Origin of the sequence: Psychrobacter sp. PAMC 21119, from assembly GCF_000247495.1 — a bacterium.
Lineage (GTDB): Bacteria > Pseudomonadota > Gammaproteobacteria > Pseudomonadales > Moraxellaceae > Psychrobacter > Psychrobacter glaciei.
The window spans coordinates 19895-33283 of sequence record NZ_AHVZ01000008.1 but is presented as its reverse complement, the minus strand read 5'-3'; the positions used below and the strand labels follow the sequence as shown (position 1 = coordinate 33283).

At 39.5% G+C, this 13389-nt stretch carries 11 protein-coding genes and 1 pseudogene; 2 read left to right on the top strand and 10 right to left on the bottom strand.

What is annotated here, in order from left to right; translation table 11 throughout:
• Window positions 1-314 precede the first annotated feature (314 nt).
• On the top strand, window positions 315-779 hold the full coding sequence (locus tag RH96_RS02520; protein ID WP_010196965.1) for a hypothetical protein: 465 nt from the start codon (window positions 315-317) through the stop codon (window positions 777-779).
• A gap of 561 nt (window positions 780-1340) precedes the next feature.
• Here RH96_RS02520 and RH96_RS02515 read toward each other — a convergent pair.
• From RH96_RS02515 to RH96_RS02480, 8 genes and pseudogenes are all read right to left on the bottom strand, one after another.
• Window positions 1341-1661: pseudogene (locus RH96_RS02515) on the bottom strand (integrase core domain-containing protein); the annotation flags it as partial.
• Between the two features lie 241 nt (window positions 1662-1902).
• A complete protein-coding gene (locus tag RH96_RS02510) occupies window positions 1903-2445 on the bottom strand; it encodes a hypothetical protein (protein WP_010196961.1) in 543 nt (180 codons plus the stop codon).
• Between the two features lie 483 nt (window positions 2446-2928).
• The gene (locus RH96_RS02505; protein ID WP_010196960.1) at window positions 2929-4545 is read right to left on the bottom strand and encodes an NAD(P)/FAD-dependent oxidoreductase; all 1617 of its coding nucleotides are present in this window, start codon (window positions 4543-4545) and stop codon (window positions 2929-2931) included.
• A gap of 246 nt (window positions 4546-4791) precedes the next feature.
• A complete protein-coding gene (locus RH96_RS02500) occupies window positions 4792-5565 on the bottom strand; it encodes a phosphonatase-like hydrolase (protein ID WP_010196958.1) in 774 nt (257 codons plus the stop codon).
• Entirely contained in the window at window positions 5562-6707 is a 1146-nt protein-coding gene (locus RH96_RS02495; RefSeq protein ID WP_010196957.1) for a TIGR03364 family FAD-dependent oxidoreductase, read from the bottom strand. The genes RH96_RS02500 and RH96_RS02495 overlap by 4 nt, the downstream gene beginning before the upstream one ends.
• Window positions 6708-6809: 102 nt before the next feature.
• Window positions 6810-7796 (bottom strand): ABC transporter substrate-binding protein, encoded by a 987-nt coding sequence (locus RH96_RS02490; RefSeq protein ID WP_010196954.1) that lies wholly within the window; start codon window positions 7794-7796, stop codon window positions 6810-6812.
• Window positions 7797-7873: 77 nt separating this feature from the next.
• Window positions 7874-9556: an ABC transporter permease subunit gene (locus RH96_RS02485; protein ID WP_010196949.1), complete on the bottom strand. Its 1683-nt coding sequence runs from the start codon at window positions 9554-9556 to the stop codon at window positions 7874-7876.
• 56 nt (window positions 9557-9612) lie between these two features.
• Entirely contained in the window at window positions 9613-10491 is an 879-nt protein-coding gene (locus RH96_RS02480; RefSeq protein WP_010196947.1) for an ABC transporter ATP-binding protein, read from the bottom strand.
• 251 nt (window positions 10492-10742) lie between these two features.
• Here RH96_RS02480 and RH96_RS02475 point away from each other — a divergent pair, with 251 nt between their 5' ends.
• Entirely contained in the window at window positions 10743-11618 is an 876-nt protein-coding gene (locus RH96_RS02475; protein ID WP_010196930.1) for a LysR family transcriptional regulator, read from the top strand.
• Window positions 11619-11916: 298 nt separating this feature from the next.
• On the opposite strand, the gene RH96_RS02470 is transcribed toward RH96_RS02475, so the two are convergent.
• Both RH96_RS02470 and RH96_RS02465 read right to left on the bottom strand, forming a co-directional pair.
• Complete coding sequence (locus tag RH96_RS02470; protein ID WP_010196929.1) at window positions 11917-12141, bottom strand: hypothetical protein; 225 nt, start codon at window positions 12139-12141, stop codon at window positions 11917-11919.
• 233 nt (window positions 12142-12374) lie between these two features.
• Window positions 12375-13268, bottom strand: a complete 894-nt coding sequence (locus RH96_RS02465) for a LysR family transcriptional regulator (RefSeq protein ID WP_010196927.1) — start codon at window positions 13266-13268, stop codon at window positions 12375-12377.
• Between the last annotated feature and the right edge of the window lie 121 nt (window positions 13269-13389).

The following is a 13389-nucleotide window of genomic DNA, read 5'->3' as shown; positions in this document are numbered from 1 at the left end:
ACTGAGTGGATCTATTACAACGCCTAATAGACCAATCAGTAGCAGTGATAAGGTATGGTTTCGTATAGTTGGGATATGACTTGATAAGCACAAACGCATAGTAAACACGTGAAAAACGCTTAACTAAATCAGTCTATAGTTGCACTTGCACAGCGTTTAGCAATTTGACACCATGAAAGAGCTGCTAAGTTAATAATTGAAGGCCATTGAAAGGACTTGAAAGGACTTGAAAGGACTTGAAAGCAAAGTTGCATAATGATTTAAATATACTGTATTGTGATTTTTATTTGATAAACTTTGAGGAAACTTAAAACATGAAATTAATTAACAAACTTATTCCTTCTGTTTTAGGCGTAATGCTTTTAACAGCTTGTTCATCTGAAGTTGCCAATGCTGATACGAACGTCGCACAGGCAGAAGCAGATATCTTGGCAGCTCAAATCGAAATGGATAATATTACAAAATTAGAACTTCCATTTGTAGGACAACTATATTTTGATTTTGTTGGAGCAAACGCAACGATGATGGGTATTAAGATAGACAAAAAAGGACATACTACTATAGAAGGGCACACAGGAGGTATGCCAAGTAATACATATGTATTATATGAAGGCCAATATAGCCCAATGATGCGAATAGCTGACGGTGAAAGCTATTATACGATTGTTGGAAAAAATGCGATAGCCGAGTTAGATGGTGAAGGTAAATTGATGTACGGCGATGGTTGTAGCATTGAAGAAGGTAAACCGTGCGTTACCAATTTATTTGTACCCGACTAATTCTGATTAATGTGTGCATAGGTTTTATAATAAAATACATAGATAATCTAACTATTTCACAGCTTACTAAATCAAAGCTGTAAAAATGCTATTCTATATATTCTTATTTGCTTTACCTAATCATTTAAAAAGACAGGTTAGCGATAGCGAAATGTTGTACATATTGTTGTGCATAGAATAATTTTAAAACCTTTATACCCTTATATAAAAGGCTTGTAGCTTTATGATTGAAGCGTGGTGGGCGCACCACATGAATATAACAAAATACCCCTTAACGCCCTATTAATAAGGCTTTCAGGGGTTTTTTATTGTCCAAAACTTACCTTATGTACCCATAATTACCCCTTGCTTACTGTAATTTTTACAGTATTCTATACAGTATGAGCGCAAAAGTACTGTACAGGATACTGTAAAAATGGCAAAAACCGTCAAACCCCTTACCAATACTCAAGTCGATAAGGCAAAGCCTTTGGATAAACCATATACCTTAACTGATGGTGGCGGTCTTTATTTACACATTAGTGAACCGCCCCGACTATATCGGAGGTTGATTTGCTTGAGTCAGGCAGCTTCACCTAACAGATTAAGATTATCATAATACCGTCTTTCAAACTCAAAAGGTGACACATAACCAATCGTGCTATGCAAACGGGTTTTATTAAACCAGTCTACCCACTCAAGAGTTGCCAGTTCAGCATCGTTAACCCCATTCCAGCTCTCTTTTAAATAATGCATCACCTCAGACTTATAAAGCCCGTCGACCGTTTCAGCCAATGCATTGTCATATGAATCACCAGTCGTGCCGACAGAAGCGATAATGCCAGAGTCAGTCATACTAGAAGTGTAGCGGATGGATAGTCGCCTGCTACCTCTATCAACATGCGAACGGCGCGTTCTTTAATCTCAGGAGTGTAGGTTTGTCTTTTCATTGTCGTATTCTCTCAGAATGTTAAGTCTCCGACAATTTCGGGGCGGTTCACATAGTATGTCGCAATCGTCATCTGCTAACTGGTGCCTCATGGCATGTGCTAAGCGCGACTAAATCAATCAGGCATAAAAAAAGCCGCCTTGTTACCAAGATGACTTATTAATATTTTAGGGGCTGTCATCGCTTACACGAACATTAATGTTTCGGCTGTATATGTATAGTAGACGAAAAGCTTTTATTTTTAACCACTACACCTTTGGGTGCTAATGGCTCAAAGTCTTGATTAAATATCGCCCCATCTTCTGCAGGGATAATATACTGAGCTATGTAATTGGTGCCTCTGTCATCTTGAATATCAGCGAACGAGGCATAGTATTTATTGTATTTTCCAGCATTTACAAGCTTACTTTCAACTGGCTTTATAAATTTACCATGAATCAACTCAAGCGGATTAGTAGAACCGTGCTCGCGCGCTATAAACCAATATTTTTTATATGACTCTAAATTAAGGCTTGAAATATCTACCTCAGCCAAATCGATCCAGTTAGCACATTGTTGCTCAAACATTTTCGAACGTAAATCCTCTCCTTCAAGCCAAGCAATAGCCATGTTTGTAGCACGTTTGATTAAATGATCTTCAATCATTGCATTACTACCGCCATCGCTAAAATCGATCATCTCTTTAGCAAACTCTAGTGAAAGCTTTTCAACATCCGCCCGATCAAATCTTTTTATCATTTATTTTTATTCCTAAGATTATTTATCGAAACACCCTAAATTTGGTTGGAATCCGCCACGCTACGAAATATATCATCAACTGTTGTCAAGGGTCAAGTAGTAACAATCTTTTGAAAATATTAGTAATATTCAGGCCTCAAAAATCATCTAAAGGTAGGTCTATGTTGGTTATTCTCTAGCATCACTATAAATAGATTGTCCTTATTTAATATAAGAATCTTTTGAGTTGGTTTTATTTTAAAATTTTTCGTTATATTATATCAAAAAGTGAATAATATTCATGTTTTTATAAAATGAGGTGCGAGTCAAAGCTTTTGATTTCAAAGCACTTAGAACCTAAAAGTCCATTAAAAACACAAAAGCAATTCATCATCCTCAAAACACAAAAAAGCCTTTCAAGCTTTATATTTCATAGCTTGAAAGGCTTTATCAATCACATTTTTTTATTTAGGTAAGAGGTTTAGGATCTGTTGAAAGCCGCTCTTATTCTATGTTCAGCATCGATTTTGCCACAGCTTCGGCCACTTTGATGCCATCAATCCCTGCTGATAATATGCCACCTGCGTAGCCAGCACCCTCGCCTGCTGGGAATAAGCCTTTGGTATTAATGCTTTGGAATTCTTTATTGCGTTTAATGCTGATTGGTGACGATGTTCTGGTTTCTACGCCAGTGAGTAACCCATCATCAGATGAAAATCCTTTGATTTTTTTATTAAACGCTGGAATGGCTTCACGTATCGCATCCACAGCAAAGTCAGGTAACGCTTTGCTTAAGTCGGTTAAGGTAATGCCCGGTGTGTAAGACGGCTTTACATCGCCTAATTCTGAGTCCGGTTTTCCTTTTAAGAAATCACCAATGGTTTGCGCTGGTGCACTGTAGTCTTTGCCGCCTAATTCAAACGCTAAGGTTTCTAGTTGTCTTTGTAAGTCGATACCAGCAAGAGGATGGTTTGGGTAATCTCGCTCTGGGTCAATGCCTACAACAATAGCACTGTTGGCATTACGCTCGTTCCTTGAATATTGGCTCATGCCGTTAGTGACAACACGGCCTTCCTCTGATGCTGCGGCAACCACGGTTCCGCCTGGACACATACAGAAGCTATAGACAGAACGACCATTTTTGCAATGGTGAACCAGTTTATAATCCGCAGCGCCAAGTATTTCGTTTCCAGCATTGTCACCAAAGCGTGCTTGGTCTATGGTTGACTGTTTATGTTCAATCCTAAAGCCAATTGAAAAAGGTTTTGCTTCAACATATACGCCTTTATCATGGATCATTTGGAAGGTATCACGGGCGCTATGACCAACAGCAAGAACAACATGACTGGTTTTTAAGGTTTCGCCAGTATTAAGGGTCACACCAGTTACTTTTGAGTCAGTGATATGCAAGTCATCTACGCGAGTCGCAAAACGCACTTCCCCACCGAGTGCTATAATCTCAGCACGCATTTTTTCTACCATGGTGACTAACTTATAAGTACCTATGTGCGGTTTACTAACAAATAAAATTTCATCTGGTGCGCCAGCTTTTACAAATTCTGTCATTACTTTACGGCCGTAATGATTGGGATCTTTCACTTGGCTATATAATTTACCGTCGGAAAAAGTACCCGCTCCGCCTTCACCGAATTGTACGTTTGATTCTGTGTTTAATTTACGCTGACGCCAAAAGCCAAAGGTATCTTTGGTGCGTTGTCTTACTTCATTACCGCGTTCAATGATAATAGGTTTAAAACCCATTTGAGCCAGGGTAAGTGCTGCTAATAAACCACAAGGTCCAAAACCAATAACAACAGGACGCTCAGTTAAATCCTCTGGCGCTTGGCCAATATATTTGTAGCTGGTATCTGGTGTTGCCTTAACATGGTTGTCTGACTCAAATTGAACCAATAAATCATGTGTTAAATCTGAATCGGTCAGTGTGATGTCTAGCGTATAAATTAATTGGATATTTCTTTTATTACGAGCATCATAACCACGTTTAAACATCACAAATGACGCCATTTGCTCAGCAGAAATTTTAAGTTTTGTCGTTATAGCAGTCGTTAGATCTTCAGGTGCATGATTTAATGGCAATTTAATTTCAGTTAAACGTATCATTGGTTACTCATAAACTCGTGTAGAAAACAGTCTCGCATTTTACTGGTACTGATACAAATAAGCGAATAAATATTTTATTTACGCAGGGTAAATTTGCGGATTTGTATTGTGGGTTGAAAATGATCTATGCTGAAGAAACCTTACAGTTCAACGGTTATGCGCTTATTGATAGCATAGCCAAATTAAAAAGCCATAAAAGTCATTGCTCTTATGGCTTTACTATTTTTTATATATTGAAGCTTTAAGCTAAATAAGCGCCTTTAAATCAGTCAGCTTGTCTAAAACCGCATCAGGTGAATATTCCACTAGTTGCTGCTCATTTTGTGCACCAGATAGCACACCTAAAACCAGCCCGCATCCTGCATTCTTACCTTCCTCAATATCGATACCACTATCCCCCGCTTTTAACACCTGCTGTGCGTTATCAACATTAAACTGCTTCATCGCAAGAGTAATCATATCAGGAGCTGGGCGCCCATTTTTTACATCATCTGCTGTTATTAGTGCATCTACTTGATCCCCCACAGACCACCCTAAGATAGTCAAAATTTTATTAGCAGTCTTAGCATCATATCCTGTATTTAATACCACATTACGACCGCTCGCCTTTAACTGCTCGAACAACTCTGACATGCCTTCAAACTCAGATAAGGTGTCCTTGCTATAAGCAATTGTAAGACTGTCTTTAAAGGCTGCAAACGCCGTATCCGTTAACGATTCAATATCAGCATCAGATAAATCTATCATGTCCAAAATATCGCGGATGGCGTTGCGTTTTTCTTTCCCTGCACCATACTCTAAACATAACTCAAGACTCACTTGTTTATCTGACTTGCCAGCACGCATCAGTACTTCATTGATGGCATTACGTACGGTTTTATAGACTAGGTTACCTTCATCTACTGTTGTGCCAGCCATATCAAACACACAGAGCTTAATATCAAAAAAATTATTTTTAATACTGTTTAAACTATCACTATGTGAGCTACTGCTTATTATATTATTATTTACTGTATTCATTGCTTTGACTCCAATACCAATTCAATTAATTCTTCGCCAAATGCGAAACCTGTTGATGCCCCTGTACCACCGGTGACTGCACCGACCACCACGCCCTTTTCAGGTGATGTCTTAAATACCACGTCATCTGCACTTGGATATACACCCAACCAGTGCTGAGTAATATCTATCTCACCAATATCCATCACCTGCTTAAATTCATTAATGATTAGATCATCAATTCGAGTGTCTCTAAACGGTAGTTCTCTATCACTATAGTCATGACTATCGCCAATGATTAGTGAGCCATCTTCAGACTGAACCACAATTAGGTGGACACCTGCTTGACGCTCTACACTTTGAATATCGTCTAGTAAGGTTTTTAGTACCGTAGCTTCAGGTAACTGAGCAAATCCATCATAACGGGCAAAGCTTAAATCTGACATGACAGCAGCAGTTAATCTAAATGCTTGTTTGGGCATGACTCGCATCATATTTAGTGTGCACATCTTAGCTTTGGTCTTAGCGAGTACTTCTGGATATAAGCCAGTAAACTCAGCTCCTGGGCAGACCACACAATGCTCAGCGTTAAGGACACCACGGCTAGTATGCACTTTTGGTAATTCCACCGAAGTCACCGTGGTATGATTATAAAAGTCCACACTCTGCGTCTCTTGTAACCAATGGGCCAGCTTAGCAATTGCAGTATTGGACTCCACTCTAAGCTCATGCGGGCTATATAACACCCCTTCTCCCTTGTTCAAATAAGGCGCGGCTTCATTAATTTCAGACTGTGTCAGTAGTCGGCACCCCTCACCCATTTCAGTCTTTAAAAAAGCTTGTGCAACATCTACCGCTTCAGGTCGCTGCATTAACATATGCAGACCGATATGCTCTATCTGAATACCTGCTTTTGGCGCAATCTCGGCCCAAACATTACGCGAGTGCATGGCGCGTTGCCAATGCTCACCTCGACGCTGACCACTAACGGTCACAAATCCAAAATTACGAACAGAAGCATCTTTGTTCTGAGACTGGCGTTCTACAACTGCAACACTCAGCCCCTTTTTAACGGCGGCGTAGGCGCTTGCCAGCCCAACGATGCCGCCACCTACGACGACGACATCGTATTTTTTATCAGAAAGTATTTTGCTCATTGTCATATCTGCTCTTCCCATACATCTTTATTAATTAGCCCTCTACTTGCTTAACCTATGAACTAATATAGCTAAGCATGAATGGGCATTATTTTGATTCAACTAAAATTACTCACCATGGAAAAAAGCACGGTGCTTATCTAACAGCTCGGCAGTTAATGGCTCTGGATAGGTCTTAGAATTATCAATCTGATTCTCAGCAGCTACTGTCTCACCGTCATACACAATATTTGGATAAATCTCTAATAAACCTGGGCGAGCTTTAGTGACAATTAATTCAGCCATTTTCATTGCTTTAGGATTGGTCTTCTCTCCCTTATCAATAACAGCAACCGATTCAGTCAATGTGTAATTACCTTCACTGGGATCCACAAAATCAATTGGTAAACCTTTTGCTTTATTAGCGACTGCCTGATGACGTAGACCAAAACCGATAGGCACCTCACCTGCCATTACCTTTTTAAGAGGACCAGAGCCAGATAGCTCTAAATTAGGTCCTGCATTTTCACGAATAGCATTCATGATTTGTTGACCTTCAGCATCGGTGCCATATTCAGCAGCAATATCCTGTACAAACAACCAACCAGTTGATGAGCCATTTGGATCAACTATAGAAATTTGATTTTTATAAATAGGATTTGCTAAGTCTTTGGCACTGGTAGGTATGGAGAGATTATTGGCTTCCATCTCTTTGGTATTGAGTAAGATGGCACCCGTAAAGCTGAGGATCGGTGCATAGTAATTAGGCGTCGCAATCTGTGGATTTGCCGTAAATGCTAACGCTTTAAACATTGGGTTCTTTGCTTGAGCACTTTCGATATAAAACGAGCTCATTGTCACCATATCAGCTTCAATATTTTTTCCTTCTGCTAATAGTCGTCCACCAAGCTCACCCGTTCCGAATGATTGAAATATATATTGACCTTCAAAGCCTGCCTCATCAAGCACCTCTTGAATAACCTCGACTGCCTCCTCATCAGCATTACTATAGATAATCACTTCCTCGCCAGCCGTATCACCTGAGCTTTGCGATCCACAGCCTGCCACTAAAACTCCGCAAGTCAATCCCGTTATTATCGTTTTGAATAAATTCATTGTTTTTCCTAATTATTTGAGTGGTTAAAAGTTAAATTGGTTTTCGTAACATCAATGCCTAAACTGTGTTGAGATATTTAAGCGACCGTCGTCACTGTGGTCTTGTTCACTTTTATTTTTGTTGTGCCATTGATGCTTCTGGTATAAAAATATCGCGCCACTGCGAAGAATATTAATGCCGTGATATTTGTGAGTAGCACCATCAGCGACAAGATAAAGATCTCATCAAAGCGGGCAAAGTGCTGTAATTCAACAATCTTTGTAGTAAGCACCATCGTCTTTGCACCTGAAATGAATATCACTGCACTGATGCTGACCATCGCACTGATAAAGAAGTACGATGCCACTTCGATCAATGTAAATATTGAGTTGGGTACAACAATTCGGCGTAAAGACTGTAGCCATGAGTCTCCAAGTAAAGAAGCTGTGGTCTCCCAGCCTAAGTTCATTTTTGACAGTGCATTTTTGCTCATGAGATAAGGTGTCGAGAAGTAATGAATGATATTACTAATCACAATAATAAAGATGGTGTTCGATATCGATAAGCCTGAAAAAACCATCAGGTAAGCAATACCAATAACCATACCTGGCACTGTATTGGTCACTAAAGCTGAGCTTTCGATCGTCAACTTACCTATCTTGAATAGCCCTGAACGCTCGTATATCAACGCGGCAACATAGGTAATAATGGTGCCAAAAACAGCCGTTAAGGTCGCGACAATAAGTGAGTTCTTATACACTCGCATTAGGTTCGAGGACTCAATCACCTTAGTAAATGTGTCTGTACTAAACGCCATCTCGTAAGGCCATGTCTTAATCCATGGAATGATGAATATCACAGCAAATACGAATAATAGTGAAATCAAAATGCCACTGGACAACACACCCAGAATCCTGTCTTTGACTTTAGAGGTGGGCAAGTCAAAATGCTCTACTGAGTCATACCTGACATTAAATCGAGCCACATACCAAAGCAGTAGAATGCTCAAGACAGAGGGGATTAGCATAAACAAGGCAACCACAGAGCCCTTCTCAAACGAAGGAGATGCACCCAGTATTTGGGTATAAAGCTCAGTGGCTATAACCTTATACTGACCACCAATAGAGGCTGGAATACCAAAATCAGTAAAGGCCAAAAAGAAGCATTGAATAATAGCGGCTGCAAACGTACCAATTAAGGGACGAATGACCGTCATATCTATCTGGCGTAAGCGTGAATCGCCCATCAGTTCTGATACGATCACGAACTTCTTATCCAAATATTGAAAGGTATTGTTAAGCAGTAAAAAGGCTATTGGCAAGGTATAGATGGTGTAGCCAAGCCACATACCATAGAAACCATATATGTCTTCAAACAACTGAAAGCCAATCATCTTAGTGAGTAGACCTTGCTTACCAAAGGTGTAAATAATGGCAAATCCATAAGTCACTGTTGGCAATAGCATAGGGAACAGTGATGCAAGCTTAATGGTTTGTTTAAAACCCTTTGGCAAGTTAGTCCAGTGCACCGTATAGGCAAGGATAAATGCCAAAAAGGTGGCACTCATCGCACTAACAATGGCGATAAAAAAACTATTTAACATCACTTGTCTGAAGTCATTACTGCTGATGATATCGACATAGTGGCTTAGACCTAATCCATCAGCCACATTAAATGACAGCATCAACATTTTGCCCAAAGGCACAAACATAAAGACGATGAATAGCGCACCAATGAAAAGCCACGAAGCTTTCATTAGCGGTGAGTTATTAAGTTTCATAATGACCTACGCGCGAAATAAGGAAGTTTTGAGAGACCAGCATTGGTCTAGTGCGATTAGCCTTTGGAAGTGTTTTTAATGGATTTAGCAGCTGTGCGCTGGATTATGAAATTGATATCTTCAGTGACTGAGCTGCCATCTAGCACAGGTCTCATTTGAGTGTATTTTTCTAAGGGGTCAGTTGGCGCATTGTCCGCTTCAAATAGGCTCAAGATATTACGACGTTTGATGTTTAACTGATTTAAGATAAAGCTCTTAACGAAATCATTGGCAGGGTTTTTGATGATTTCTGATGGTTTAGCATATTGAGCTACTTTGCCGTCTGATAACAACAAAATGCGATCAGAGAGTGTCATCGCTTCTTCAGGGTCATGTGTCACAATCAAAGTGGTTAGCTCATAACGCTCTGCAATCTCGCGAATACGTGCCTTAATGGTCTCTTTAATAACCCCGTCTAAGGCAGATAAAGGCTCATCTAATAATAAAATTTTAGGCTTCATCACTAGAGTGCGCGCTAATGCAACACGCTGCTTTTGTCCCCCAGAGAGCTGGCTGATTCGCTTGTTCAAATGCGGCTTAATCTCCAAAAGGTCAACTAGCTCATCAACCTCCGCTTGCGTACTTACGTTAGGTCTATTACGTAGCCCATATTCAATATTCTGCTTTACGTTCAAGTTAGGAAACAAAGCATAGTCTTGGAATACAATATTGAAACCTCTGTGCTTCATAGGCACACGTGTGATGTCTTCATTATCATAAGCAAGCCGACCAGAACTAATATCGGTTAGACCTAAAATAATATGCAGCAACGTGGTTTTCCCACAGCCAGATGGGCCCAATATTGAAACAATCTCACCCTTATTTACCTTTAGGGAGATATCCTCAAAAATAACTTTACCATCATACTTCTTAGTCACATTTCTTAGTTCTAACATAATTCAAGCCCAAACTTATATTTTGGTATTGGCAATGAGTGATAGCTCAAGCAAATACATTTAGGTAAATTGTTCAATGCTTTAATCGTTTACATGTGACTAATATAAGAGATGAATATGACAGTTTGGTGTCATATATAAGGTTAGCTTATATATTTAATCATTCAGTCTTATTTATCGTGTATAACTTCTCGTACTTCCTAGAGATATGCCTAACAATCTCTGAAACCGATACAAGAGACGGCGGTCATATGACGAAAAAGCCCTATACCTATAATCAGCTAAACATCCTAAATTCTGTGCTTGAGGAAGGTAATTACACGCAGGCAGCTAGACGTTTGGGCGTGTCTCAATCTGCCATTAGCCAAGCACTATCTACGCTTGAAAACAATCTTGGATTTAAGCTATTTATGCAGCGTGGCAGGCACCTTGTGCCAACAGATTACTGCTTAGAGCTTGGGTCATTGACGAGTAAAATACGAGCAGTTGAAGATGATCTAGAGCAGCTGATTCAAAGAAGTAAAATCTTTGAATCAGCTATATTAAAGGTAGCTCTATGCAGCCCACTACCGGGCACTGAAATTATCAGGCAGTTTAGTAAGCGCTATCCCAAGCTACAGACTGAGATCTATTTTGGTAATTTCTATGAAACGTTCAGTAGAGTCGTTAACGGTCAAGTAGATGTTGGCATTCTTGCAAATGTGCCAAAGGATGATAGGTTGCAGTTTAAGAAGTGTGCTACCCAAAGGCTTGTTGCCTTATGCTCACCGAACCACCCTTTTGCATCAAGAGAGTCTATAAGCTTAACTGAACTGGCGTCGGAAACCGTTATATTCCGTACGCACGGCTCTACCACTCAAAAACTTATAAATGAGGCACTAGCAAAAATTAATTTAGAGATAACCCCTACGTATATCGTAAACACCCAAGAAAGTGTTTACGATGCGGTTTACCAAAACTTAGGTGTAGGATTTGCATGGAGCGAAAGCACAATAAGAAAGGATGGTTTTATGAAGGTGCCCATTGCGGAGCTACCTTCAGATTATGACGAAGTAGTTTTTTCACTCAAAAATGTAAACAATTTAGTGGTGACTGCTTTGATGAACTCTTTAGATACCTCTGGTTAGACTGTTTGAAAAAAGAATCCTAATGTTTTCAATATATACGCATCTTGCGAATTAGGTTTTTTGCATCAAATCCATATATCATAATTGCTCTCTTGGGAACAATAAATGTGGTTGTGGAGTAAGTGTTTAGGGCGTGTCTTCATTTCAAAAATGGTGATAAAAATGAGATAAATTGCCGTCAAACAAGGAAAATAGCGCAGATAATATCGGGATATTAACCAGCTATTTGACGATGTTTGGCAAGATTTAGCCATTTTTAGCCCATTTAGATGACTATCGAGTGAATTGAAGACACGCCCTAGTTCATTTGAGTACCTGTCACGCCTGTTTTTATCTGCATGATGAGTGATAAGCAATAAAGGATTAGTGCTAAGGCTAAAAAAATAAAGGCCAGAGGTAAAAACAAGCTTTCTTGAAGCACGCCATCAGAAGCAATGCCACCATAAAATAAGCTTTCCATCAGTCCAGACAGTGTAGCGAGGGCCAGCATAATTGAGCCACTGATAAATAATTTAGATGTCATGAAAGCTCCATAGGCTCATATTTAAGAATAATAAGTCATTTTAAATTTAGAAGCATTCATCAAGTCATGAGTGCCTAGGCCTATATCGTATATGAAATAATAAGCAGATTGGACGATCTCCTATTTTTTCATAAACTATTCATACTCGGTCTTTAATAATATTAACCTTTATGAAAGTGCATTTAGCAGTCATCGACTATAAAAATTTGTGCGATCAAGCTGTAGACCCAAACTCAAATCGCTATCATGTGTTCTACCAAAAAATCCAAAAAAACGCGTGTTTTTGGTGAGACCATATCTCGCTTTAAATAAATAGCGTAAGTAGCACTAAGCTCTTCATAGGGACTAAAAATATGATCTGGCATGACTTGAACCAATGACCCGTTCGCCAATTCACTTTTAACAGCCCACAGTGGTATTAGCGTCAGACCTGTATGATTCAATACCAGCTGCTTCTGACCATTCACTGAGTTCACTGAAACCTGACTATTAATCATCAACTTTTTACGATCTTCTGCTATCAAAAACCACTCTTTCCAACCGTTATAACCATATCGGATACATTGGTGATCAGCTAGATCGTCAACGCTACAAGGCGTGCCATTATTTTTTAAATATTGGGGGCTTGCACACAGTAGAAAATCATTAAATACCAAGCGTCGGGCAATCATGGTCGAATCAGATAGGCGTCCACTTCGAATAGCCACGTCAATATTTTCTTCTATAAGGTCTACAACCCGCTCTGTTAACTCAATTTTTATATCAATATCTGGATATAACGACATAAATTTCGGTATTAACGGCAATACCATACTTTCACCAAAACCGACTGTCATGCTGATTTTCAGCTTACCCTGTGGCGTTATTTGTAAGTCATTAACGGCTCTTTTGGCGTTATCAAACTCTGATACAATTCGCTGAGAGTATTCGTAATATTTGTGCCCCGCTTCAGTCAAACTGGTGTTTCTGGTCGTTTTATTGAGTAGACGTACCCCCAACTCTTTTTCAAGCACCGCTAACTGCCGTGAAATAGAAGACGGTTGTACATCAAAGATGCGGCTGGCTTCTGAAATGCTACCGGTTTCGACAACACTATTGAAATATGCTAATCGATTTATTGAGCTCATCGCCACTCCTTTATTAAGTTGATAGGTATTCCATTTAACTGTAACCATGACTTGCTCAAAAAGCAAAAGTAATTTGTTTACTAGGTAATGGTTTGCTGAATTAGCAACGTCTAAACTGATT